23 protein-coding genes are annotated in these 26,084 nt (G+C 44.7%); 10 read left to right on the forward strand and 13 right to left on the reverse strand.

Annotation, left to right across the window (positions count from 1 at the left end):
* The first annotated feature begins 1 nt into the window (after position 1).
* Positions 2–607, forward strand: a complete 606-nt coding sequence (locus GPUN_RS06230) for a DedA family protein (protein ID WP_006004576.1) — start codon at positions 2–4, stop codon at positions 605–607.
* Positions 608–610: 3 nt separating this feature from the next.
* On the opposite strand, the gene GPUN_RS06235 is transcribed toward GPUN_RS06230, so the two are convergent.
* The 4 genes from GPUN_RS06235 to GPUN_RS06250 form a co-directional block, all read right to left on the reverse strand.
* Positions 611–1,870, reverse strand: coding sequence for an MFS transporter (locus GPUN_RS06235; RefSeq protein WP_006004577.1), 1,260 nt, complete (start codon positions 1,868–1,870; stop codon positions 611–613).
* Between the two features lie 165 nt (positions 1,871–2,035).
* The gene (locus tag GPUN_RS06240) at positions 2,036–2,593 is read right to left on the reverse strand and encodes a sugar O-acetyltransferase (RefSeq protein ID WP_006004580.1); all 558 of its coding nucleotides are present in this window, start codon (positions 2,591–2,593) and stop codon (positions 2,036–2,038) included.
* 157 nt (positions 2,594–2,750) lie between these two features.
* Complete coding sequence (locus GPUN_RS06245) at positions 2,751–3,242, reverse strand: DUF4920 domain-containing protein (RefSeq protein WP_006004582.1); 492 nt, start codon at positions 3,240–3,242, stop codon at positions 2,751–2,753.
* 2 nt (positions 3,243–3,244) lie between these two features.
* Complete coding sequence (locus GPUN_RS06250) at positions 3,245–5,482, reverse strand: S9 family peptidase (RefSeq protein WP_006004584.1); 2,238 nt, start codon at positions 5,480–5,482, stop codon at positions 3,245–3,247.
* Between the two features lie 286 nt (positions 5,483–5,768).
* Between GPUN_RS06250 and GPUN_RS06255 the strand changes: the two genes are divergently transcribed.
* Complete coding sequence (locus GPUN_RS06255) at positions 5,769–6,020, forward strand: hypothetical protein (protein ID WP_006004586.1); 252 nt, start codon at positions 5,769–5,771, stop codon at positions 6,018–6,020.
* A gap of 8 nt (positions 6,021–6,028) precedes the next feature.
* Here the strand turns inward: GPUN_RS06255 and ggt are convergent, their stop codons facing one another.
* Positions 6,029–7,612 carry a gamma-glutamyltransferase gene (gene ggt / locus GPUN_RS06260; RefSeq protein ID WP_006004588.1) on the reverse strand — a complete coding sequence of 528 codons (1,584 nt, stop codon included), beginning with the start codon at positions 7,610–7,612 and terminating at the stop codon, positions 6,029–6,031.
* Between the two features lie 369 nt (positions 7,613–7,981).
* On the opposite strand from ggt, the gene GPUN_RS14775 reads away from it, so the two are divergent.
* The 5 genes from GPUN_RS14775 (at position 7,982) to GPUN_RS06285 (ending at position 11,881) form a co-directional block, all read left to right on the forward strand.
* Complete coding sequence (locus GPUN_RS14775) at positions 7,982–8,074, forward strand: SEC-C metal-binding domain-containing protein (protein ID WP_369403273.1); 93 nt, start codon at positions 7,982–7,984, stop codon at positions 8,072–8,074.
* Positions 8,075–8,220: 146 nt separating this feature from the next.
* Positions 8,221–9,543, forward strand: coding sequence for a kynureninase (gene kynU / locus GPUN_RS06270; RefSeq protein ID WP_006004592.1), 1,323 nt, complete (start codon positions 8,221–8,223; stop codon positions 9,541–9,543).
* Between the two features lie 171 nt (positions 9,544–9,714).
* Positions 9,715–10,029: a BufA1 family periplasmic bufferin-type metallophore gene (locus GPUN_RS06275; RefSeq protein WP_006004594.1), complete on the forward strand. Its 315-nt coding sequence runs from the start codon at positions 9,715–9,717 to the stop codon at positions 10,027–10,029.
* Between the two features lie 60 nt (positions 10,030–10,089).
* Positions 10,090–10,968, forward strand: coding sequence for an MbnB/TglH/ChrH family RiPP precursor modification enzyme (locus GPUN_RS06280; RefSeq protein WP_006004596.1), 879 nt, complete (start codon positions 10,090–10,092; stop codon positions 10,966–10,968).
* A 1-nt stretch (position 10,969) separates the two neighbouring features.
* The gene (locus GPUN_RS06285; RefSeq protein WP_006004597.1) at positions 10,970–11,881 is read left to right on the forward strand and encodes an HvfC/BufC N-terminal domain-containing protein; all 912 of its coding nucleotides are present in this window, start codon (positions 10,970–10,972) and stop codon (positions 11,879–11,881) included.
* Here GPUN_RS06285 and GPUN_RS06290 read toward each other — a convergent pair.
* The 5 genes from GPUN_RS06290 to GPUN_RS06310 all read right to left on the reverse strand — a co-directional run bounded on the left by GPUN_RS06290 (position 11,859) and on the right by GPUN_RS06310 (position 17,763).
* On the reverse strand, positions 11,859–13,508 hold the full coding sequence (locus GPUN_RS06290) for a serine hydrolase (RefSeq protein ID WP_006004599.1): 1,650 nt from the start codon (positions 13,506–13,508) through the stop codon (positions 11,859–11,861). The two genes, GPUN_RS06285 and GPUN_RS06290, sit on opposite strands and share 23 nt — an antisense overlap.
* 169 nt (positions 13,509–13,677) lie before the next feature.
* On the reverse strand, positions 13,678–14,541 hold the full coding sequence (locus GPUN_RS06295; protein ID WP_006004601.1) for a bile acid:sodium symporter family protein: 864 nt from the start codon (positions 14,539–14,541) through the stop codon (positions 13,678–13,680).
* A gap of 24 nt (positions 14,542–14,565) precedes the next feature.
* Positions 14,566–15,312, reverse strand: coding sequence for an SDR family oxidoreductase (locus tag GPUN_RS06300; protein WP_006004603.1), 747 nt, complete (start codon positions 15,310–15,312; stop codon positions 14,566–14,568).
* 123 nt (positions 15,313–15,435) lie between these two features.
* Complete coding sequence (locus tag GPUN_RS06305) at positions 15,436–16,536, reverse strand: phosphotransferase family protein (protein WP_006004605.1); 1,101 nt, start codon at positions 16,534–16,536, stop codon at positions 15,436–15,438.
* A 6-nt stretch (positions 16,537–16,542) separates the two neighbouring features.
* Positions 16,543–17,763 carry an acyl-CoA dehydrogenase family protein gene (locus GPUN_RS06310; protein WP_006004606.1) on the reverse strand — a complete coding sequence of 407 codons (1,221 nt, stop codon included), beginning with the start codon at positions 17,761–17,763 and terminating at the stop codon, positions 16,543–16,545.
* 474 nt (positions 17,764–18,237) lie between these two features.
* Between GPUN_RS06310 and GPUN_RS06315 the strand changes: the two genes are divergently transcribed.
* Positions 18,238–18,807 (forward strand): nucleoside deaminase, encoded by a 570-nt coding sequence (locus GPUN_RS06315; protein ID WP_006004608.1) that lies wholly within the window; start codon positions 18,238–18,240, stop codon positions 18,805–18,807.
* Positions 18,808–18,826: 19 nt separating this feature from the next.
* On the opposite strand, the gene GPUN_RS06320 is transcribed toward GPUN_RS06315, so the two are convergent.
* Entirely contained in the window at positions 18,827–19,414 is a 588-nt protein-coding gene (locus GPUN_RS06320) for a thymidine kinase (RefSeq protein ID WP_006004610.1), read from the reverse strand.
* A gap of 217 nt (positions 19,415–19,631) precedes the next feature.
* Entirely contained in the window at positions 19,632–20,438 is an 807-nt protein-coding gene (locus tag GPUN_RS06325; RefSeq protein ID WP_006004612.1) for a PPK2 family polyphosphate kinase, read from the reverse strand.
* A gap of 242 nt (positions 20,439–20,680) precedes the next feature.
* Here GPUN_RS06325 and GPUN_RS06330 point away from each other — a divergent pair, with 242 nt between their 5' ends.
* Entirely contained in the window at positions 20,681–23,137 is a 2,457-nt protein-coding gene (locus tag GPUN_RS06330) for a penicillin acylase family protein (RefSeq protein ID WP_006004617.1), read from the forward strand.
* A gap of 132 nt (positions 23,138–23,269) precedes the next feature.
* On the forward strand, positions 23,270–23,449 hold the full coding sequence (locus GPUN_RS06335; protein ID WP_006004619.1) for a hypothetical protein: 180 nt from the start codon (positions 23,270–23,272) through the stop codon (positions 23,447–23,449).
* A 100-nt stretch (positions 23,450–23,549) separates the two neighbouring features.
* Here GPUN_RS06335 and GPUN_RS06340 read toward each other — a convergent pair whose 3' ends face one another.
* Positions 23,550–25,823 carry an acyl-CoA dehydrogenase gene (locus GPUN_RS06340; protein ID WP_006004621.1) on the reverse strand — a complete coding sequence of 758 codons (2,274 nt, stop codon included), beginning with the start codon at positions 25,821–25,823 and terminating at the stop codon, positions 23,550–23,552.
* Positions 25,824–26,084: the final 261 nt, after the last annotated feature.

Genomic DNA, 26,084 nt, shown 5'->3' on the forward strand with positions numbered 1-26,084 from the left:
CATGGAAACGATTTTACAAATAATAAGTGACTACGGCGTACTCAGCTATGCAATTTTATTCCTTTACTGTGCTTTAAAAAGCGGCGCGCTGCCCCTTTTTGCGGGCATTGCCGCTCATTTAGGCGCTTTAGACATAGTGATTGTTGGCGCTGCGGTAATTATGGGTGGGTATTTGGGCGATGAACTGCGTTTTTACCTTGGCCGAAAATATGGTGTTCAAAATCTATGGGCTAACAAGCATTATCAAAAATCGGTGCACACTGCAAGGCTGCTGCTTAACCGCTACGGTAAAGCCTACATTTTTTTATACCGCTATCCTAAAGGTATGCGCACTATTGGCGCTTTGCCAGTTGCACTAACCGACATGCCTTGGCAGGTGTTTACGGGACTTAATTTTGCCTCAGCGCTTACTTGGGCTTTTGCGCTAGTAGGTACCGGCTACTTATTTGGCGCCGCGCTTGACTATTATGTTGGCGACAATTGGGGCGTGTTTAGCGTCGCTTTACTCGGAATATTTTTCTTGCTGACTTATATTGCCTATCGGCATATCAATGTGGTCGCGCGCGAAGAGCTAGATAAAGAAAAACGGTCCCTAGACAAACCTTAATACTTAAGGTTTGTCTAATATTTCCTCAGACTCTGGGTGCATTGGCAGTACATTTTGTGAGGTACGCACCATTGCTACAAACTCACTTTCATGATCCTCTGGTATTTCGACAATTTTCGAGCGCATTAAGTGAATAAGTAGCAGACCACTAAATATGACAAGTACAATCGCATAATAAATGGGTAATGCAGCTGCACCCATATACTCAAGGGCAAACCCGGCTATGGCAGGCCCTATAAAAGAGCCCAGTCCATAAATCATCAATAGGCAGCTAGAGCCGGCCACCAAATGATCTTTATGTATTCTGTCGACCAAGTGGACAACCGATATGGGATAAACGGCGATAATTAAGCCGCAAAATAGTGCTGAAAATAGGGTTATTAATCCGCGCTCTTGGGCAAAGTACAGCGCGCTATAAGACATTGCCACCGCAAATACCGCACCAAACACAAACGAAAACAAAATGACGCGCCTGCGATCCATATAGTCAGACCACAAACCCACAGGGTACTGTATGAGTGCACCGCCTAAAATTGACAGAGATATAAACGCCGCTAGTTCTTTATTGGTGTAGCCAAGTTCGGTTATAAATAGTGGCGTTAAGCCCCAAAAAGGGCCTAAAACTAAGCCTGATACAAAACAGCCTAATGCTGCAACTGGCGCTGCATCAACCACTTTTTTAATGCTCATAGAGGGCATGTCAATGGCGATATTAGGCTGCTGCAGGCGGGTCCAAGAAACAGGCATAATAGCGGCGGTTACCAGTAAGCTGGCAATGATGAATAACATATAGCCGGTGGCGTTATCAAGCAGTAAAAGCTGCTGCGAAGCGGCCACAGCCACGAAGTTCACCAGTGTATATAAAGAAAATACGCGGCTACGATATTCGTCTTGGGTTTGGCCGTTAAGCCAGCTTTCTAGTACGGTATAAATAGCAAAAATGGCAAAACCAGTGAGAAAGCGAATAAATAGCCATGTTATTGGCGCTACATGCACGACATACGCTAATGTAGAGCAAGCGAGCAAGGCTGTGCAAAATGTAAAGCACCGAATATGCCCCATTCGCTTTATAAGGGTCGATGCCATTAAGGTAGCCGCAAAAGCCCCCAAAAAATAAACGGAGGTTAACAGGCCTAAAAACTTACCTGAGAAGCCCTCTTCGACACCTCTTAGTATAAGCAAGGTACTTAACAAGCTGTTGCCAAGTAGCAGTAAAAAGATGCTTACAAACAAAGCCATTATAGAAACAAGTATTGAACGCACGAAAAAGCCTAGAAGAGAGTCGTTAGGACGAATTTTGCGCAGTATAACGCAAAGATGGTGTAATTAGAAAGCAGCAATGGGCTTATTATTAAATAGCATACTGCCAGTGCATTGGGTCATTTTTAGCATTGTTAGTAATGACAAGGTTTATGTTGTTGGTCAATATTATAAATGCTTGATAACACCTGCCGGTACACCTGCAACAACAGTGTTGGCGGGCACGTCTTTATTGACAACCGCACCTGCGGCAATAACGGCGTTGTCGCCAATGGTGATGCCATCGAGAATTTTTGCGCCCATGCCAATCCAGACATTATTTCCTACACTAATAGGGTGCGCAGTTTCAATGCCCTTATTACGCTTAAGATGATCTAGCGGGTGAGTTGCGGTTGATATAAGCACCCCCGGTGCAATCATCACGTTATCGCCAAAAGTAACTTTTGCTGCGTCGAGAATAACGAGGCCGTGATTGGCATAAAACTGTTTGCCAACTGATATGTTGTAGCCGTAGTCGCAAAAAAAAGGCGGTTCAATCCATGCACCCGCGCCCGCTTCAAACAGAGTCTTTATAATTGCTCGGCTAGCCTTGCGCTTGTCAATGGCACTTGCGTTAAACTGCTGACAAAGCTGCTTGGCACGCTCACGATCTTGATGAAGCTGTTTGTCGCTAGAGAAGTACTCTAGGCCCTGAACCATTTTTTGTTTCTCACTAAGAGAGGTCATGCTCATAAACCTTTTGCTGAAGCGTTGCTTTTTATGCCTTGATTTTACCGTTAAATACAGTGCAAACGAGGTGTCAGGCGTAAGTTAGTGTACAGCGCTTGAACAAAATACGGTTCAGATTCAAGCGCTTATTTCACTCAAAGTTAGTATCTTGCGCCTAGCTTAACGGAATTTGTACGCTTGTAGCGACAATTTCATACACAATACCGGGTCTTATTGCGGCTGACTCGGTTTGTAGGTCGTCGGTAAAATGCGCGGCTTGTTGCTGGCTCATCTCTTTTTGAATCAATTCTCCCGCTAGCAGCACTGTTTTACCGCTGCTGTCGGTGGGAATGAAAAAGCCGTAGTCTTTGAACGAAACGCGTAAAACATGTTCATCTTGCTGAGCAATAAAAAAGCAGCCTTTCTTTTGACACACCTTTGCAATTTTCGTCTCTACTTGAAAGGGTTTGCCTAGGTGCTTGCTCGAATCATTAGCTAATTCAGCGATGGTAACTTTTTCAAGTGACGTGTTTAGCGCTTGCCCGAAGGTTTCGCTTATGGCATTTTTTACGACAGGCTCTGATAAGCGAAGCGTATCGCTAAGAGCAAAGCTGTGGCTGCTTATTAAGGCGCTTAATATAATGCTACAGGATATTAATTTTTTCATATTTACTGTGTGATGCCATGCGACGCTAACATAAATGCGAATTCTTCCGCATTATCACGCAATCGCCCATAGCGACCGCTGTTCGCAAAATGACCCGCGCCCATGTTAATGCGCATAATCAATAAATTGTCATCGGTTTTTAATTCGCGCATTCTTGCCGTCCATTTAGCGGGTTCCCAGTAGGTTACACGCGGGTCATTTAAACCGCCGGTGACTAGCATGGGCGGATAATCAACGCGGGCAATGTTGTCGTAGGGCGAGTATGCTTGAATAAGATCAAAGGCAGCTGTGTCTTCAATGGGGTTACCCCATTCACTCCACTCTGGCGGAGTGAGCGGCAAATTTGCATCAAGCATCGTGTTTAGCACGTCAACGAAGGGCACACCCAGGGTGACTGAACGCCATAGTGTGGGCGCTTGTATTGTCACAGCGCCCATTAGTTTACCGCCTGCACTGCGTCCAGAAATGCTGATATTTCCCGCTTGGACATAGTTTTGAGACACTAAGTAATTAGCCACATCTACAAAGTCGTTGAAGGTATTGTTGCGCTGAGTCAACTTACCATCTAAATACCACTGATGGCCTAACATGTCGCTGCCGCGCACATGGGCTATGGCGTATGAAAAACCGCGATCAAGCAGACTAAGGCGCGTGCTAGAAAAACTAGGCCTTATGGTCATCCCGTAGGCGCCATATCCATATAAATGCATAGGCTGATAGCCATCTTTTTTGAAGTCTTTGTGATACACGATGGTAACTGGCACTAGCACGCCGTCGCGAGCAGGGGCCATAAGTCGTTCAGTGACATACTGTGACTTATCGTAACCTGAGGGAATTTCTTGCACCTTTTTAATGACTAATTTTTTATCTGCTAGATAATAGTCAAAAACAGTGCTTGGTGTAATCATTGAATCATAGTTTATACGAATAAAGTCCTGATTAAACTCTGGGTTCATGCCGTTAGATACCGCAAAGACAGATTCAGGAAAAACAATATCGTGTGAGTTGTCTGCATAATCAGAAATAGTAAAGCGCTCAATGCCGTTTTCTCTAGAGACAATAGACATAAAGTTCTTAAACAACTGCATGCCGATAAAGTAGCGTTCATCCGAGCCTGCAATAAGCGTTTCCCAGTTTGCATAAGCAGGGTTGTTGTCAGCCACTTTTGCTAGTCTTGAATTGACGTGGGTGTCGTTTGCGACAATATAGAAATAGCCGTTAGCATGATCAATACTGGCGATAAACGCCTGTTCTCTAGACACTAACAACACCGGCTTTGCACTGAGGTTGTTAGCGGGTAGGACATATACTTCGCTAATTTCACTTTGCCCACTGCCCAGTAACAAAAACTCATTTGAGCTAGTCATATTAAAATTCATGAAATAGCTGTCGTCTTTTTCACTTAACAGCGCAATATCGTCTTGCTGGCTAGTGCCTAATGTATGCAGGTTAATACTGGTTGTAAACCAGCGGTCTTTGTCAAGCTGACCGTATACGAGTGACTGACTGTCGGCGCTAAAGCTTATTTCTCCGCTGGTATCGCTTAACTGGTCAGCCAGTAATTTACCGGTGTTTAGGTCTTTAATGACTATCGTGTAGCGCTCATCGCCGTTGGTATTGTAAGAATATGCGAGGTATTGATTATTGGGGCTTATTTCCCAATCGCCCATGCTGAAATAATCATAGGGCTTGGCTAGTTCAGTTACATTTAAGAATATTTTATCGCCGCTGTTGGCGTCACTATTACTGTTATTATCAGAATTTAAAGTAGTGTCGTTACTTGCTGTGTCTAACTTACGACGAGTATAAGTGCGATACTCTCCACCTTCGTTAAAAAATGATGTGTATTCGTAACCGTTTTCAATCCATGGTAGTGAACTTTCTTGGTCGTTAGTACGGCCCTTAAATTCTTCAAACAAGGTGTCTACTAAAGGTGTTTTAGGCGCAATAAAGGCATTGAAATACGCGTTTTCTTCATTCAAATAATCGATAATGGCGCTGTCGTTTACCTCTGGATAGTCTGCGTCTTTTAACCAGTTGTAATGATCACTAATGGTCTTGCCATGATGCGTTGCTGTAAACGGAATTTTATTGGCAACGGGGGCGACGATGCTGAGCGTTTTGAGTGTAGGTTCTTGGATTGTTTTTTCAGGCATTGTAGACTCTTGAGAAGGTGAACAAGCCGTTAGTATCGAAATACTTAACACCGACATTATGGGCAACATTAAACGGTGAAGCATGGTTTTTCCTTATTACAATAACAGCTTGATGTAAGCCACAGAACGCCATGACTCGAGAATAGAAATCTTATCAAAAATACCATTAGTGGGCCGTCATAACAAGATAATCAAGTGCTTGTGGCATTATTGACGAACAGCTTAGGTTTTGCTTTATGTCGTGGGAGTATTGGGCAAGGTAATACTTTTACGCAATTTGCCTATTTATTTTACTAATGTGCGCGTAACAGGCACACTCTAGGTATATGTTAATTGTAAACGTGCGCAACGGGCAAAAAAGGAAGTCGCAGTGAAATACATTGTACTAGCATTAATTTACGCCTATGTCGCGTTCATGGCGTGGTCGGCGTTTGGGTGGTTAGGTATTGCTTATGTAGGGATAGTGCCTCTTCCGTTTTTCTTTTTTAGCTATTTGATGCGAAGGCGACAGCAAATGGGCAACATAGATCCACATCAGCCTTTAACAATTTGGTCGTCGCCCATTCCTTATTTTTCAATTATTTTTGTGGCACTCATTGTGTTTAATTTTGTGGTGTTTTAAACCTACCGTCAGTCCACATTTTCAACTATTGCTTTGCCGCGGCCGCGTGCTTCTGAGGCCGCTTCAAGCCCATTACCTCTGTTCACGATAATGTGTAGATCACCAAACTGGCTGGTTTTGCTGGTGTATCCCATTGCTTCTAAAGCTTGCATAGTCTCTTGAGGCATTGCTTCATGATACCAAATTTCATCTTTAGGCAGTAACTGATGATGAAATCTAGGCGAATCAACCACGCTTTGCACCGGCATTGAAAACTCTAAGGCGTTTAGAATACTTAAATACACCGAAGACAATATTGTGGTGCCGCCCGGCGAACCTGTCACCATCGCAATATTTCCGTCTTTTAGCACAATGGTTGGTGTCATGCTGCTGAGCATTCTTTTGAAGGGTTGAATTTCATTGGCGACGCCGCCTACAGCACCAAAAAAGTTCGGCACGCCGCGCTTTACACTAAAGTCGTCCATTTCATCGTTGAGTAAAAAGCCTGCGCCTGCTACCACCATGCCACTGCCAAAGCCTAAATTAATAGTGGTGGTATTAGACACCGCGTTGCCGTGCTTATCGACAATTGAGAAATGTGTGGTTTGTTCGCTTTGCGCTAAGCCCGGACGAATGGCGCTGGTATCTGAAATCGCGTTAATGTTAATGGAACTGGCGCGCTTGGCGATATACTCCGGTGCTAGCAGCTCGGTTTTGGGTACTTCAAAAAAGTCGGGATCGCCCAAATACTCAGCGCGATCGGCAAACACGCGCTTACCCGCTTCGGCTAAAATATGAACGTATAAAGGGCTATTGTGGGCAATAGTTTGATTCGGCACGCGCGCTTTAACCGCGTCGTACATTTGTAGCCACTGGGCCACCGCTATACCGCCTGAGCTTGGAGGAGCCGCGCTTATTACTTTATATTCACGCCATTGACTAATAATGGGTGCACGCCATTTAGACTCATACTGCACTAAATCGCTGCGTGAAATAAGGCCGCCATGTTGTTGCATAAACTGTTCAATTAACAAAGCGGTTTCGCCTTTGTAAAAACCGTCTTCCCCTAATGTTTGAATGCGCGATAAGGTAGCTGCGAGTTCTGGCTGTACAAACAATTTTCCGGCTTTGGCAGACGCAAAATAGTCGGCAAAATTCACGCTTATATTTTGTTCTTGTAAATATTCAATGTATTGGGCAATGCTATCGGCGAGCATTTTAGGCATAACAAAGCCGTCTTTTGCAAGCGCCACCGCCGGTGCGAGTAACTGCTCCCATGGCATAGAGCCATATTTTTTATGTAAGGCCCACATGCCCGACACTGAGCCAGGCACGCCCGACGCTAACACACCGTAGATAGACTGATTGGTGTTTACCTCGCCGTCTTTGTTTAAGTACATATCGCGATGGGCGTTTTGTGGGGCGACTTCGCGGTAGTCTAAAAAGTCGTTTGCTCCTTCATAATGAATAACCATGAAGCCACCGCCGCCAATGTTACCGGCTTCAGGCAATGTGACGGCTAAGCTGAAGTGGGCTGCAATAGCAGCGTCAACCGCGTTGCCGCCGTTATTTAACACATCCATTGCTACGCTTGCTGCAAAACTGTCGGGCATAGCGACCGCCTGCTGGGCCTGTTTTTTTGTTTTTCGGGAGGTGTTGATGATACGTTTTGTGTGTTACAGCCGGCAAGGCTGATAAAAAAAGCGGTCATTAAGAAGGGGAAAATTAAGCGATATTGGTTAGTGGATTTCATTAATTACTCAGTTGATTTTATACGATAAGCACACGGTAAATTTTTATAAACGGCTAATGACAGTGTGATAGCTTGGATGATTCCCCACTTTACACAACATTGGCGTTTGATTCGATATCTTTGTGTTTAATGCTTTATACCGTTGGCGTAATGAAGTTTTGTATTTGAAGCTTAGCCATTGGTAGGCGCGGTAACATAAACGGGAAATGGCGTTATGGAAGATGGCGATATGCTGCATAAGTCAGGCGCAGTAACGCCCTCTCGTAACGACACTTGTTTATGCGGCAGTGGCAAAAAATTTAAGCGTTGTTGCCTAGCGTAATTGCTGTAAGGTATATATATTCTGGCGCCTTGAGTAAGTAATTGTGCTTTACCTTTTACGATAGGCACCTATGCTCGCTTTGTACTAGCGAGCCTTTTGTATATGACTATTAGCGTTCAACCAAGCAAACATGGGAGTAGCCTAAAATGCCGTCTAACCATAAATTAGCAGCCGATTTACTAGCTAAGGCTAAAAAGTTAAATCAAGAAGACCCTTTAGCCTCGTTTAAAAGTGAGTTTTTACTGCCCCAAAACGTCATTTATGTCGATGGAAACTCCTTAGGCCCCCTAAGTAAAGCGGCCAAAAATAGGGCGGTAGAGGTGGTGGAGCAGCAGTGGGGAAACAGTTTAATTAGCAGCTGGAATGTGCATGACTGGATTAACTTACCAACAACAGTGGGTAACAAAATAGCCAAGCTGATAGGCGCGGCGCCTAATACGGTTATTTGCTGCGATTCTATTTCAGTTAACTTGTTTAAATTGCTAAGCGCTGCGTTATTACTTAGCGCTAAGCAAGCCGCGGATGACAAAACCGATGCGCGCACCCTAATATTATCTCAAAAGGATAATTTTCCAACCGATTTATACATGGTGCAAGGGTTGGGCCAGCTGTTAAATAGTGGCACACAAACAAAGCTTGAGTTAATGAGTGTTGACAGCAAAGATATAACCCGCAGCATTGAAGAACATGGTCATCGTATAGCGGTACTTATGCTCACGCATGTGAATTTTAGAAATGGCGATATTCACGATTTGCAGGCACTAACCGAGCTTGCTCACGCTAAGGGAATTTTAGTGTTATGGGATTTAGCGCACAGTGCAGGCGTGTTGCCTTTAGCGCTTGAAGAGTGTGAGGTAGATTTTGCCGTAGGCTGCACCTATAAATATTTAAACGGTGGCCCGGGCGCACCAGGTTTTGCCTATGTAGCTGAACGTTTATTACCCGATTTACAACAGCCGCTAAGTGGCTGGCTGGGGCATAAAAAGCCCTTTGATTTTGAGCATGATTACGAAAAAGCCGCAGGTATTGAGCAGCTTTTATGCGGAACCCCGAGTATTATCTCTATGAGCGTTTTAGACGCCGCACTAGACATGTTTGAAACAATAAGCGTGAGCGATTTGCGCGCTAAATCAATTGCGCTAAACGACTTTTTTCAATCTTGCGTTGAGCAAATAAATGCTAGCTACTCACCCAGTGACTCGCCACTTGTCTTAGCATGTAACGAGCAGGCTCAAATGCGCGGCAGCCAAATTTCTTACAAGCATCCACACGCCTATGCCATTTGCCAAGCATTAATAAGCGAAGGTGTAATAAGCGATTTCAGGTCGCCCGATATTTTGCGCATTGGTTTTTCGCCGTTATTTCTTCACTTTACCGACATGCTAAACGCGGCGCTGATATTAACTAGTATTGTGAGAACTAAGCGCTATACCCAGCCGCAGTTTTTGATAAAGAATAAGGTTACATAGGGGTCGCAAGGTAGTAATATCAACATCGAAAAATACATCTTTACCAGCGCTTTACGTTTGCACTAAATAGGCTAATGATGAAAACGCAGAAGTATTTTACCAGTTTGCTATAGTAACGCGTGTTTTTTGACTATTTGATGCGCTATTACTGAAAATTAAAAAGGAATGATTATGAAAACGAATATTGCTGTCGTCGCTGCCCTAGCCGCCGTAATGTCTCTAGGCGTAATTGATGCGGTTGATGCTGCTAAAAACAAAGAAAAATGCTACGGCGTGTCAAAGGCGGGTCAAAATGACTGTGGAAATTTAGCCGGCACTCACAGCTGCGCAGGTCAGTCTACTGTTGATAACGACATTGGTGAGTGGCGTTTAGTACCCGCAGGTACATGCAAAGACTTAGGCGGATTTGACGGTAATGAAGCGAAAAAAATGTTTCAAGAAATGCAGGCTGAGAAAAATGCAATTCAATATACAAACGCGGGCTAAGAAAAACACAAGCAACTAATCCACCCTCAATGCTTAGTTGTTCTTCTATTAGGAGCTAGCGTGAACCCATTTTCAGTTACCGAGCAGCCCAATGGCCTTGTAGGTGTTGGGCTACGCCACCCTCACTATGCACAAGCTCTGTCTGACAATCCTATAAACACGCACATCGATTTTGTTGAGCTACACGCTGAGAACTTTTTTGCAAAAGGCGGCATAGCGCTTGAAGTGCTGCAAGACGCCGCACAAAAATACGACATCAGCATTCACGGCACGTCTTTAGGTTTAGGCTCAAATATGGCGCTACCATGCGATACGCTTGCACAATTTGCGCACGTGGTTAACGTGAGTAATGCAAAGTGGGTGTCGGAACATTTATGCTTTAACAGGGCTTTGGTTGACGGGCACGTGCTGCATTCAGGCGATTTGCTGCCGTTGGCATATAATCAAGCTTCTTTACGTGTATTAGCCACTAATATTGCTCAGGTGCAGGACAAACTCAAGCGGCCCATTTTAATTGAAAACCTGTCTTCTTATATCAGCATATCGCATATAGATCCCATGCAAGCAGATGAAATGAGCGAATTTGCGTTTTTAATTGCGCTTTGCCAGCAGGCGGGGTGTGGTTTATTGCTTGATCTCAATAATCTTATTGTAAATGCGTTGAATCAACAACAAGCCAATGTAGTTGACTATGTATATGAAAATATAAAACAAATACCCGCTCATTTGGTGGGTGAAATTCATTTAGCTGGCTTTAGTGACAACAAAGTGAATGGCTTTATTGTGGATGATCATGCAAGTGCGGTGTCTCCTCAATGTTGGGAATTATACACACGAGCAAAAGCGCTGTTTGGCAATGCGGCTACCTTAATAGAGTGGGACAATAAACTACCTACTTGGGAAGTGCTAGTGGGCGAAGCTCAAAAAGCCAGATTTTAACATGCGCTATCAATCTTTGCTTATTCAGGCTGTGTTTAATCAAGATAAAGATTCACCTGAAAAAAGCTTGAATAACACACAACAAGAAAATGAGCTTTCCAGCAAACTCATTACTAAACCATTTAATGACAATTCTGTAAATACATCAGCCGACAGCTCTTCCATGCAAGTAAACACACAAAACGCGCTCAGTGTTTATCGTAACAACTACATAATGAGTGGCATAAGAGCGCTGTCGATCACTTACAGCACTGTGTTTGCCATAATGGATGAAGAAGACTTTCGCAAACTGTCGTTAGCGTATTTAAAAGCTTATCCCAAAACGTGCTTCGATTGGGCAGACTACGGGCAAGGCTTAAGTGAATTTATGCTTAGCATCGACGCGCTTACCAGCATGCCTTTTTTGCCCGAGCTTGCGGATATCGACTGGCGCTTAATGCAAATAGAGCGGGCGTCTAATAGAGCCTTTGATGCTGCGTCATTTTCGTTATTGCAAACTAAGCCCCCAGAAACACTTCGCTTTTTGCCCGGCATTGGCTTGCAGCTCACTGAGGCTTTATTTCCTGTTCAAGAACTTTACGAACTAGCGCATACCTATGAGGATGAGTGTCTTTCTCACAGCGCGCAAGTGCAAAAGCAGACAAGCAGTAATAAGGTGCAAGGTTTGATAAGTAGCGCGATAAAAAAGCCGACTTATCGCTCTATTGTTTTATGGAGGCAGCATTACAAAGGTCTATTTGAATACTGCGATGAAGCTACAAACAATGCATTTCGCAGTATGCTCAGCAATAATAGTGTTAGCGATGTGCTCAGCCATTTTGGCGACGACCAAAGTGGCATGAGTAGGTGGCTACAGCAAAGCATAGCGTCGAAAAAAGTGTGTGCGATAGTTATTCGGGCGCGATCTTTATAAACGTCATGTCGCGATATGCATGATTCACAACGGTGTCGACCCTAAACGGATGCAGCTCGGCTTTAACTACTTCACGCTTTACATTGAGCGTAAAATGCATGAACGCATCGCTGGCGGCATTTTTATTATCCCATTCTATTTTATAGGTAGCGTCTTGAAAAGGTGCTAGGGTGCCCGTCAGGGTTTTCATCCTGTTGGAGCTTATGCGCAAAATAGGGGTGTTAGCCGCTGTTTTGTGATTGGTGCTCACTACGGTGAAACTGCCAAACCACTTGTCTTTGTATTCACCTAAAATTTGTTCATCAGTAATACTCATTGGCGCAGTGGCAACGGGCTCTTCAAATTTGGCCAAATAAGCTTGTTCACGCTCGTCCAAATGATCCACATAGGTGCTTATCCAATCTTGCTGCTGTTTGTCAACATATCCTGCTTTTTGCATATAAGCTTTCACAATAGTTTGCATGACTGAGCCGCGCGCCGCTGAATTAGAGCCATTGCTTAAAATAACCACGCCAAGCGTTAGTTTAGGCACCATTAGCACATAGGCCTGATAGCCTGAAAGTGTGCCGGTGTGTGAAATAACGTTAAGCTCACCAATATTGGCTAAGCGCCAGCCTAAGCCATAGCTTTTAAATAGGGTCTTGTTCCACTCACGCTCCTGTGGCGATACCCATAAAATAGTCTGCGGATACCACATTTGTGTAAGCTGCTTATCTGAAAAGGGCAGGTTGTTACGGTTAAGCAAAGCGCCTATCCATTTCAACATATCTTGCACATTGCACACCATGCCGCCTGCGGCTGCTGACATTAGCCCCTGTTGTGAAATGCCATTGCGCGGTATAGCATAAATACCGCGCGCGCTGTTATGAGCATAGCCCATCGCCACGTTGTTTAAACTTGCCTTGGGAATGTCGCCCACAAAACAGTTCATCGCGAGCGGTTTAAAAATGCGCTGCTCCACAAAATTTTCAAAACTCATGCCGCTGACTTTAGCGACTAGTTCGCCTGCCGTAATGTACATGACATTGGAATATGCATAGCGGTCTCTAAAGCTATACTCGGGTGTTAAATATTGTAGATTAGCAATGACTTCTGCGCGCGTGAAGCCTGAAGGCTCTGGCCAAATCATGCTGTCGCCTGCGCCGTTAATTAGGCCGCTGCGGTGCGTCAGTAAATCGGTAATGGTAAATTCGCGGGTAACATAGGGGTCATAAAGCGTAAATTCTGGCAGGTGGGTAATAACTTTATCGTTCCAGTTTAACTTTTCTTCATCCACTAAAATTGCCAATGCCGCACTGGTAAAAGCTTTACTGGTAGACGCTAGGCGAAAATAGGTTTGCGCATCTACCTTTTTGTTGTTAGCAATATTGGCTTTGCCGAAGCCTTTCGACAGCACCACTTCGTTTTGGTGAATAATGCCAACCGCCATGCCGGGTGTTTGAAATGTGCTAAGCGCTTCCTCGATTGCTTGCTCAATATGCTTCTTATCGACACTTTTACTGAGGGCAGAAACGGAGAATGTACATAGCAATACCAAGCACAGATTTAGTGCCAGTTTACGTTGATACAAAAAGATAAGAGGATTTGAATGTTGCTTATTTATATTCGAAGAAAAGCGCATGTTCATAGTTGAATAGTACTCTGCATAAATAAATGATTAGGTGTGAAAAGACTACTAACAGTGTGGTGAAGAATGCCGAATATTACAAGTTAAGTATTTCTAAACATACTGGCAACGTTCGCTATTGCTGTCATAAAAAGCCATCGGTTTAGGGTGATATAAAACGCGATGCATTTTATTCTTTGACACCTTTGTTTCGCGAATACAAAACCAAACCAGCAGCGCCTAAATACATCATTAAACCATACCCGCCGGCAATAAGCGCATAGGCTGGCTCTTGTATAAAGCTAACTGCAATTAAAATAGCAAGCGTCGCATTTTGTGTGCCTACTTCTATTCCTAAGGTTATGCGATCTTTTTGATTAAGTAAAAATAGTTTCGCCAGCAGCATCCCCAGCAGCGTAGCGCTTAAGTTTAGGCCAATAGTGAACAAGTATAAGTCGGGGAATCCTTCCACCAGCATTTCACGCTCGTCAAAACTAATTTTTACAATTAGCAATAACATGAACACAATGGCAAGTTTACGAAAGATAGGCTCCAGCCTTAAGGCGATATTGATAAAACGATGACGGGTCAACATGCCAAGCGCTACAGGCACAAGTGTAATAACAATTAAGCCCAAAGAGGTCTTGAGCAAAGAAAATTCTACAGGTTCGCCTTCAGAAAAGTAGTTGATAGAGAAGGCAATTAAAAAGGGCGTAGTAAATACGCAAATAACGGTGGTGATTGCCGTTAACGATATAGACAGAGCTAAGTTAGCTTTGGCTAAATGCGAGAGTAAATTTGAGGTGCTGCCGCCGGGGCACGCCGCTAGCAGCATCATGCCTATTGCGATTTGTGCTGAGGCATTAAAGGCAAGCGCAATAGCAAAGGCAAGGGCAGGTAACAGCAGCATCTGCCCAAACAGGCCCACAAATATTGGTTTAGGCAATTTGGCTAAGCGCGCAAAGTCTTTAAGCTGCAGACTCAAGCCCATTCCAAACATAATACTGGCAAGCACTAAAGGTAAGAATATGGCGGTGAAAACAGTAGACTGCATGTGGTTAACTCACTCGATTGGGGCTTAGCTCATTTTTGCCAGCAAAGACAAGGGCGCCACTCGCATTATTAGCTGCATTATCGCCCATGGCCAAGTAGGTACGTAGCTATTTGCACCTTCTTTTTCAATCGCCGCTACCATGGCTTTGCAGCCCGTTTGTGTGTCGACCATAAACGGTACTTTTTTTACTTTTTCATTAATTTCACTGCGAATAAAGCCAGGATGAATGGTGGATACCTTAATGGGTGTTTTGGCTAAATCCATTCGCAGGCCTTCACTTAAGGAGGTAATGGCGGCTTTTGTGGCGGCGTATACGTTTAAGGCGCGTCTGAACCCGCGCACCGCACTAATAGATGAAATGGTGACTAAATGCCCAGCGTTTTGCGCTCTGAAAATAGTCACAGCGGCTTCACACTGCGCCAAGGCCGATACAAAATTTGTAATGGCAGTTTGTTTATTGGCTTCAAAGTAGCCGGTGCCAATGGAAGCCCCTTTGCCCATGCCTGCGTTTACGATTACTCGGTCAAGCTGTCCAAGTTCTTGTTTGAATTCATTGAACACAGTGAATACGGCGTCGTGGTCGTTGACATCTAAAGACTTAATGATAACGCTTATGCTTGGATTGATAGCCAGTAGCTCTGCTTTTAGTATTTCAAGGCGGTCTATGCGCCGAGCACATAAGGCTAGGTTGCGACCTTTTTGCGCAAATTGCACCGCCATTTCACGGCCAAGGCCTGAGCTTGCGCCCGTGATCAGAATGTTTTTTCTCATGGTTATATTGTCCGAATATGCTATTTACAGTGCAAAGCCAGCGCTTATTAAATGACGCTGCTTTGTAGTACTAATGCTATGTTTTTTAACAATATGAATAAAACTATTTTAAATAGCCATCTTTCACTGCTGCTTAGTAATTTTATTACAGCGATACAATAAATAATGCACAAAGGTCCACATATTCTTATACGCCTTATTGTGAGTTTGTTTGTGGTGATAGCGATAGTAGATTTGCTGCACAATACCGGCCAGCCTAAACAAGCCGTACACTTCATAAAAAGCGAAGGCTTTTGGCTCTACGCCTTGCTTGTTGCAGTAATAATCAATAACTTGCTGGCGCGTCATCATGCCGGGAATATCAGTTGGCTGAAGTTGAGTACTGCGGGCCATGAAATCGTCATCGGCCTGTATCCAGTAGGCTAGGCTATTGCCTAAATCCATTAGCGGATCACCCAAGGTGGCTAGCTCCCAATCAAGCACGGCTAATATTTGGGTAGGGTCGTTAACATCAAGCACCAGGTTGTCAAAGCGATAGTCGTTGTGGGTCATGCAAATTGTTTCTTTGGCTGGCAGGTTATCTTCGAGCCAGCGCATTACTTTTTTGCCGCTGGGCACGTTCCACGTTTTCGCGTTCGTGTAGCGCTTATTCCAGCCCAGTACTTGGCGCTGCGCATAGCCTGCACCTTTGCCTAAATGGGATAAGTTTGCAGCTTCTATGTCAACGTTATGCAGGTTAATGAGTTCATCAAGCGCTACTTCGCAAAGCCTGCGCGCTTGCCCTTGGGATAAATTCACGCCGCGCGGGAAATGCTTGCGCGGAATTATCCCGTTAATTTTTTCCATCACGTAAAATTCAGCGCCAATAACGCTTTCATCATCGGTGTAGCCAAGCATAGCGGGCACTTTGCTATACACTGGTTTAAGCGCGTCTTGTAAGCTATATTCGCGGCCCATATCGTGTGCACCTTTTGCTTTGGTGCCGGCAGGCGGCCTGCGCAATATTACATCACGATTGTCAAAACTTAAGCAGTAAGTCCAGTTAGAGGCACCGCCTGAATATTGGGTCACCTTCATGTCGCCGCTTAGTGATTCACCATTGGGCAGTTTAATTTCGCTATTTAGCCACTCTAGAAGGGGGCCAGTGGGCAGCTCTTCACCTGCTCGAATGGCGCTGCCTTGGTCAAGTACTGAGGCAGCTTTGTGTGGGGTTTGCGTCGTCATATTGGCCTATTTATATTTTTTAAGCTCTAATCTAGATACCATGGCCATGTGCACTTCGTCAGGCCCGTCAGCTAAGCGAAGCGAGCGTGCGCCTGCGGCAAATCGGGCAATAGGGAAGTCGTTACACATTCCGCCGCCGCCATGCAGTTGTAAAGCGATGTCTACTACCTGCTGCGCCATGTTAGGCACAACCACTTTGATCGCTGAAATATCTACCATAGCATTTTTAACGCCCAAGTTATCTATTTTCCAAGCGGCCTGAAGGGTGAGCAAACGGCTTTGTTCAATGAGCATGCGGGCTTGCGCAATGCGCTCTTTATTACCGCCTAATTCAATTAAGGGCTTGCCAAAAGCAACGCGTTCTAGGCCGCGTCTTATGCCTAATTCTAATGCTTTTTCAGCCATACCAACTGCGCGCATGCAATGATGTATACGGCCCGGGCCCAAGCGACCTTGCGCTATGGCAAAGCCTTTGCCTAAACCCACTAACAAATTTTCTTTCGGTACGCGTACGTTGTGTAAATGTACCTCACCGTGGCCAAAAGGCGCATCAAAGTCGCCATAGGCGCTAAGCATACGCGTAATTTCGATGCCTTTGGTATCTAAGGGCACCATTACCATTGAGTGCTGGCTGTGGCGGTCGTTTTCTGGGTTTGAAAGTCCCATAAAGACCATGACTTTGGCATTTGGGTGACCTAAGCCAGTGGTCCACCATTTTTTACCATTAAGAATAAGCTCGTCGCCGTCGGCCTCAATAGTGGCCTGCATGTTGGTGGCGTCAGATGAGGCAACGTCGGGTTCGGTCATGCCAAATACAGAGCGTATTTCACCGTTAAGTAAGGGCGTTAACCATTTTTGTTGTTGAAACTCATTGCCAAAATGGTACAGCACTTCCATATTGCCCGTGTCGGGTGCGTTGCAGTTGAAAATTTCGGGCGCGAAAATGACTTTGCCGGTTTCCTCAGCTAAAGGTGCGTATTCTAAGCAGGTGAGGCCTTGGCCTAATTTAGCATCGGGCAAAAACATATTCCATAAACCTTGCTCTTTGGCTAAGGCTTTTAAACGCGTAATGTCAGGATGAATTTGCCAATTTTTCCAATTTCCGTCTGGGTTAGCTGCATGAATTTCGCCATATACTTTGTCTTCTATGGGAAATATATGCGCGTCCATAAAGCTGCGTATACGGGCTAAGTAGTCGAGTGTTTTTGGGTTGTGAGAAAAATCCATGCTAAGCTCTGTTAGTAATAGTATTTAATAATGTTAAGCATAGTGGATGTTGGGCGCAAGCGACAATTGCTTTAAGTTACGCTACCTTATAAACAAAGCTTATAAACAAAGCTTATATAGCTATGTGTGATAGCGCCTTGTGGACTTACACCAAGTCATAATTGCCTTAATTGTCTTAATTTAGCCGTCATTGTTCTTTTTCGTAAGATTATGCCGTGTTTCTAAAGCAATACACACATAATTAATATGAGGATAATCATATGCTTAATGGCTAGACTTTAATAACAACACCGGTATTGTTAACGAAGAGCGCTTTGTTGGTACTGAATTTAGAGTTAGATTCTTTTAATCTAGCCTTGCTGTAAAAAAGTTCGCTTTACGCGGGTTTTTTATACTAGTTCAAAGCCTTGTGATTTTTTGTTGAGATGAACATTACTCTGCTATGCTACTAAAAATGGACAAAAAATACGCTATATGAAAACACTTTTACATGAACAAACACCAGTAACTGAACATGCACTAAATGCAATTGCACATATGCCAACTAAAAGCTTGCCTATGCTGATGAACAACGATTTCACGCAAGGCCTAACAGACGCAGACTTTATGCGTATTGCAGTGCTACTGGCGCAAAAAAGTTATGACGAAGGTGGCTGCCCAATTGGCGCTGTGATCGTTAACAACGCAAGCAACACAATTGTAGGTAAAGGCCACAACACGCTAGTGCAAGAAAATCATCCTTATAATCACGGCGAAACGTCTGCAATAAGAGATGCAGGCAGAATCGATTTTAGCCGAACCACCATTTACACTAGCTTGAGTCCTTGTAGCGTATGTGCAACGCTTATTCAGATGAGAGGGTTTAGTCGCGTCGTTGTTGGTGATGTGACTAACGCATCAGGTACGCAGGACTTTTTAAAAGAAAACAAGGTGCACGTTGATATATTAGAAGATCAATACGGCATTGCGCTTTACGCACGTTTTCGCTTAGAAAAACCCGAGCAGGATTTAGAAGATTGGCAAGGCATACGGTCGCCTAATTAGTCAGCTTAGCCATACAGCGTCAATTAGTGTAAAAATCTGTCTTTTCGCAGTAATGCTTGCGGCAAAGTGACTCATAGCGTTCATTGCCGCCAATTTCAATTTGTGCACCTTCTTGAAGAACATTTCCGTTGCCGTCTAGCTTTGCCACAAAGTTGGCCTTGCGGCCACAGTGGCAAATGGTTTTGAGTTCGTTCATTTTGTCAGCCCAGGCGAGTAAATAGTGGCTGCCTTCGAAAGTTTCGCCTTTGAAGTCGGTGCGCAAGCCATAGGCTAAAACAGGAATATTGAGTTTATCGACAATTTGCAGGCACTGCTTTACCTGCTGGCGCGTTAAAAACTGAGCTTCATCAATAAAAATGCAAGACAGTTTGTGCTGCTTTTGTTTAACCGCAACATCCTCAAAAAGATTGGTTTGGTCGGTGAATAAGTCTGCTTCAGACTCCAGGCCTATGCGCGAGGCAATTTTGCCCTGAGCAAAGCGGTCGTCAAAGGCAACAGTGTAAAGCTGCACTTTCATACCGCGCTCTTGGTAATTGTAAGCCGACTGTAATAAAGAGGTAGATTTGCCAGCGTTCATTGCTGAGTAGTAAAAGTATAATTGCGCCATAGTGTTTGTTTTAGTGCTTAATATAATGTGCAGATAAACCCGAAAGACTTATCAGGTTTTTGATGGCATAATAATAACGGCTAATGATGCTCGGCCATAGCTGTTTTTACAAATTTTCACTGCACGCTAGCAGGAATTATTCCCTTTAAACGTTCAATGTCGCCTTCACCCACACCAAATTGCGTAAAATAATATGGCCATTGCTGCGTGAGAAGCCTTAAGGTATTTTCACACTATTGGGGTCAAATTCAGGTTCAGGATAGTCCATCTGCAGAGCATCTAGGGTGTTTACAATGCTCTGTAATACCACTAAATCGCGATACCATCTGCGCTCGCTAGGCACTACATACCAAGGCGAAGTTGCTGTTGAACAGCGTTCAATAGCTTCACTGTATAGTGCTAAGTACTCATCCCAATGCTCACGCGCGTCTACGTCAGCAAATTCAAATTTCCAGTGTTTATCAGCGCGATCTAGCCTGCGCTGTAAACGTTCTTTTTGATAGTTTTTCGAAATATGCAGATAAAACTTAAGCACCATAGTGCCTTCGCCTACCAGCATTTTCTCAAAGCTATTTATATGCTCAAAGCGCGACTGCCAAAGCTTTGAGGGCTGAAGTTGATTAACACCCACCGTGACTATATCTTCATAATGTGAGCGATTAAACACACCAATCACGCCTTTGGGCGGCGTGTGTTGATGAACGCGCCATAAAAAATCGTGCGATAATTCCTCTGTGTTAGGCTTTTTGAAACTTCTTACCATCAGCATGCTTGGATTTACACTGGTAAACACACGCCGGGTAGTGGAGTCTTTGCCGCCAGCGTCCATGGCTTGAAATACGATTAATAGGCTTTTAGCGCGCTGCGCGTACAGCAAGTCTTGCAGCTCAAATAAGCGTTTGGAGAGGCTGCGGATTGCTTGCATGCCTTCTTTTTTGGTAAGTCCGCCGTTGTCTTTAGTGGCTATATCGTGCAACCTTACACAATGGCCGGGGGCAACTAGATAATCCTTAGTGTCAATCATCAGTTAAATTCTCCTTTTCTTGCATTAGTAGCTTCTTTGTCCATTGCACCAGTAACGCCTACTTATACAACGAAAAAGCTTGCTTAGAAAAGAGTTTAGGCATTGAAAAGGGCATTGTGATTTTCAAAGATTGTAAAAAATATATAGGTAAAATGTTGCATTTATTAACAATATGGTCTTTAGTATAGCCTACGAAGCCAAGCTGTAGCGTACTCATTGACTAATATAAAAGGCTAATACTCATGCAATTTCAAAAAATTCGTAAATACCGGCTGCCTATGCTCATTGCCGCTACGCTAACAAGCACCCTAGGACTCACTGGGTGTTTGAATGACGACAATGATCCACCCATTAATATTGTGGTACCACCACCGCCAGCGCCTGTGTTTGCGGCCGAAATTACCCGCACCCAATTTGGCATTCCGCATATTACTGCGCAAGACTACAAAGGCTTAGGGTATGGCTTAGGGTATGCGTTTGCAAGCGATAACATTTGTTCCTTTGCGCAAGAAATTGTTGTAGCAAATGGCACCAGTGCCTTAAACCTCGAGGCCAGCGTAGGCAATATCAACCGAGACGTTTTTTACACCTGGTATAACGAGCCTAGTCGGCGTCAAGCCTTGTTAGGTATGCAAGAGCCGCAGGTGCGCGACGCTATTATAGGATATGCAGCTGGCTATAGTCGCTATTTACGCGACACCGGCGTAGACAACATAGATCCAGCCTGCGCGGGCGAAACATGGGTGACTGAAATTGACGAGATGGACTTAGCCGCGGTCTATAATAAAGGCAATTTACGCGGCGGATTATCAAACTTTGTTGCGCCTATTGTGTTAGCTGCACCGCCAGCGCCAAGTGGTAATTCAGCCCCGTCAAAAAGAGATGTTCCTGCTTTTGATATGACTCGAATTAATGTCTTAGAAGGCGGCAGTAACGCCTATGCATTAGGCTCTGACGTGACCGAAAACGGCAGTGGTATGCTGTATGGCAACCCGCATGAACCTTGGCTGGGTGTGCAGCGTTTTTATGAATTTCACTTAACAATACCCGGTGAAATTGACGTTATGGGCGCCGCTCAACAAGGCCAGCCCTTTGTGAATATTGGCTTTAACAAAGATGTTGCGTGGAGTCATACAGTGTCTACCGCCAAGCGCTTTACGCTGTATCAGCTGCAGCTAATGCCCGACAACCCTCTGCAGTACCAGTACCTAAATGAAGCGGGTGAAACGGAGCAGCGTGATATATCCAAAGTAGAGGTAAGTATTGACCTGCCCGGCGGTGCAGCGCACACCGGGGCGGTGTATTTGTCGCACTTTGGACCTATGTTGGCGGCCAACTTTGTGAATGGCGCACTTCCTGCTTGGGGAACCTTTAATTTAGCCTTTGCGATACGCGATGCTTCTTCTGAAAACCCGCGGGCCATTAACCAATGGCATTCAATGAATAAGGCCACCAGCTCGCAAGACCTACTTGACCGCATGAAAACAACCCTTGGACTTCCGTTTGTAAACACCATAGCGGTCGACAAAGACGGCAATGCGCTTTACACCGACTTGTCTACGGTGCCTCACGTGACTAGCGCTAAATTTGCGAGTTGCGTGGGCGCTAATCCCGCTTTGCAAGCCTTAGTGGCCGTTGGAATACCTGCGCTCGACGGCAGTACAGCGGCCTGCGAATGGGGCAGCGATGCTGATTCACCGCAAGCAGGTATTTTTGGCGGCGGTAATTTACCGTTTTTGTTGAATACAAGCTATTCAAGCAACTCTAACGACAGCTATTGGATGAGTAATCCAGACAGCACCTTAGACCAGGAGTTCTCCCCTTTACTACGCCGCAATTTAATCGCAAGGCCTGGTGTGTCAGTAGCTGCAGCGTCTCCTCGACTCTTGCGTACGCGTATGGGTGTTATTCAAGTACAAGAACGCTTAAGTGGCGAAGACGGGCTTGGCGGGAATAAATTCAGCTTGCGTAAATTACAAGAAATAGGCTTCAGCAACCGCAACTACGCCGCTGAACTGGTGTTAGACGATGTGCTTGCTGACTGTAGTGCAAATTCGCTTATGCCCTTAAGCGATGGCGGCACTGTTGATGCCACTCAGGCCTGCGATATTTTGGCCAGATGGGATCGTGCAAATAACGTGGGCAGCAGGGGAGCGCATGTGTTTAGAGAGTTTTCTCGCAGCGTTGATTTTGAGGGAAATATTGAAACCGCCTTTAGTGTGCCGTTTAATGAAGCCGACCCGGTAAACACGCCGCGTGGATTAATCGTAAATAACCGAACTCGCACCGCCTTAGGCGACGCCATTGTGTACTTTGTTACGCGCAATGTGGCGCTAGACGAACAGCTTGGAAATTTGCAGTTTGACATAGATGTGGGTAATAACAATGAGCGTATTCCTATGCACGGCGGCAGAGGGCAAGAAGGCATATTCAATGTGCTGGCAACGCCAAGAGCCAACGCACAAGGTGAATATACACCGGTCACCGCAGGCCCCACTTATATGCAAACCGTCACCTGGGACGCCAACGGGCCGGTAGCTGAAGCCTTACTCGGATTTTCCCAATCTGCAGATTTAACCAGTCCTTTTAATCGAGATCAAACCAGACGTTATTCAGAGAAAAATTGGATTGCACTGCCGTTTAGTACCGCAGAAATAGCCGCCGATGCAATTGGCGATCCAATCCAACTAAGCGAGTAAGGCAGACGATAAGGGCGCACGGGCGCCCTTATTTACAGATGTTTAGGCAATGATTGCATGCGGTGATGAGCTTTACGCTAAGACCTTGCGTAGAAGAATTTACGCTCAATTCTTCTTAAAGATCTAGTACTTATGAAAAAGTATACTAATCTAATTGCTTCGTTTGCGCTGTTCACAGCAATAACGCTGGTTATTTACATCGCGTTTAAGCTTGTTGCCGCCGGCTATTTTTTAACGGCCTTAATACCGATTGGTCTATTACTATTTGTTTTAGCCATCGGCATATGGCGCATCGCAAAGGACGACGATTAAGACATACCCAAACAACCAGGCAAAAAAATAGGGCGCTTAGTGCGCCCCATTTTCTAATCTTCAATAAACTTGCTGTTTAAAAAGCCAACACAGGTGATGCTTAGGCAGCATTAGCCTTTATGTCAGCTTCTTTTTGCTCGCCATCTAGCGTAAAGTCATCTCTAATCTCAGCTGGAATAACATCCATGTCGAAGGTGAATTCATCTACTCTTACCGATAATTTACGTTTCTCATTGTATTCTAGTAAAATGATTCTTTCCGCTTCGCTTACTTCGCCCTTCGCAAGCAACTGGTTTACCGCATTTTCAAACGATAAGAAAGGCACAATAGGCGCTTTTCTTAAGGCTTTTTGCACTCTGCTAAGCAGTGGCATAGCCGCATGCTTGGCTTTAAAGGCCTGTTCATTTATGTAGTTACCATCACCTTTCACTACATGCACCGCATGTGTAAGCTGCTTTTTAATGCTGCTATCGTTCATAGATACTGTAGACAGCTCGCGCACTAAGTCGTCGCTTATGCCGCGTACCGAGGAGCTATAGGTGTTAGTAAGTACACGCATTAACACTTTGGTGGCTACATTAGGGAAGTTATTCACAAAATTGACAATGGCCTTTTCGCCCTGCTGTAATGACCACTCCATTGCATACTGGAAGTAGGGCAGTGCTTCTTGGCGATTTTCAACGCGCTGCTCGTAAAAACGAATCGCTGCCATACCGGCATATACATAGCTGATGACGTCACCTAAGCGAGCAGACAACAACTCAGACTTTTTAAGTTCCCCGCCTAGCACTAATAAAGAGAAGTCCGCTAATGGCGCAAGTTTAGCAGAAAGTGCGTTTAAGCGTTTTTCGTATTTCACCACTTCAGGATAAACAGATTCAGACTTGCGAATGAAAGGCATGTAGCTGTTGCCTAAGCTTCTAAATGCATTTTTAGCGCTGAATTTAACCGTTTTGCCCAATACCTTGTTGAATTCTGCATCGGCGTTGCTGTCGCTAGAATGGATTAAGTCAACCATTTCTTTTAAGTGCGGGTGACAGCGCATCGCGCCCTGGCCAAATATCATTAGGTTACGCGTGAGTATGTTGGCGCCTTCAACCGTTATGGCAATAGGCAGTGCTGAGTAGCCGTTGGCCAAAGTATTTTGTGGTCCACGTTGAATGGCTTTACCTGCCTGCACGTCCATAGCTTGGTTTAATACATCGCGGCCAAGTTCGGTCATGTGATATTTTGCAATGGCGGTCACTACAGCTGGTGTTAGGCCTTCGCCTAATCCTTCTGTGGTCAGCACGCGCATCGATTCTAACAAAAATGTTTTGCCTGCAATATCGGCTAGTTTTTCTTGAATCCCTTCAAAGCGACCAACTGGCACGCCAAACTGTTCACGTATAAAGGAATACTCAGAGGTAGACTTAAACGCTGACTGAGCCGTTGCCACGCCCATTGCAGGCAGTGATATACCACGGCCGGCGCCTAAACAGCTCACCAGCATTTGCCAGCCTTTACCAATGTTCTTTTGGCCACCAATAATAAAGTCCATGGGAATGAATACATCCTTACCGCGGGTGGTGCCGTTGTAGAAACGCACGCCCATAGGATCGTGTCTGTTGCCAAGTTCAACGCCAGGGTGAGACTTTGGTAATAATGCGCACGTAATGCCCAGTTCAAGTTTGTCACCTAGCAAATGCTCAGGGTCGAATACTTTAAAGGCTAAGCCTAAGACGGTCGCAATAGGAGCAAGAGTTATGTAGCGCTTGTCCCATGTTACGTTTAAGCCAAGTACTTCTTCCCCTTTATGCATGCCTTTAGTGACTATGCCTGCGTCTGGAATAGAGCCTGCGTCAGAGCCTGCTTCTGGGCCAGTAAGGGCGAAACACGGAATGTCGTCGCCAATTGCTAGACTTGGCAACCAATGGTTTTGCTGTGCTTCGGTGCCGTAATGCATTAATAATTCGCCCGGGCCTAAAGAATTAGGTACCATGACAGTAACGGCGATTGCGCCACTTTTCGTTGCAATCATGGTGACAATAGTAGAGTTTGCATACGGGCTGAACTCTAAACCACCAAATTTCTTTGGAATAATCATTGAGAAGAATTTCTGCTTGCCTAAGAAGCTAAGAATATCTTCAGGAATGTGTTCACCATTTTGCAATTCAAAATCGTCAATCATTTCTAGTAAGGTTTTGACCGGTCCGTCAATAAATGCTTGCTCTTGTGCGCTTAATTTTGCTTGTGGAAGCGCACGAAGAGCGGCCATGTCGGGCTTGCCTTGGTAAATTGAAGATTCTATCCAAACGTCGCCCGCATCTAGAGCTTCTTGCTCAGTAATTGAAATTGGGGGCAATACTTTTTTAAGATTGGTTCTAATACTCATAATTTATTCATCCACTCATCTGACCAGTTAGAATTATAGTTGAACATAATTTTGCTTCAAGGTCAAAACAATCTTCAAGGCCTGCGCAGGACACCAACATTTAACAGTATAAAAAAGCTTACAGGGCACACGAATAAGCGCTCAAGAGGCTAGCGTAATATGCGAGTTTGATGACAACCAAACCGTTTTAGTTAGACTGCGCTTCAACTTTTAACAAGCCCAGCGTATTTTATTGTTTGCAAGACTAACCCTTATGATGGC

The sequence above is a fragment of the Glaciecola punicea ACAM 611 genome (assembly GCF_000252165.1).
GTDB lineage: Bacteria > Pseudomonadota > Gammaproteobacteria > Enterobacterales > Alteromonadaceae > Glaciecola > Glaciecola punicea.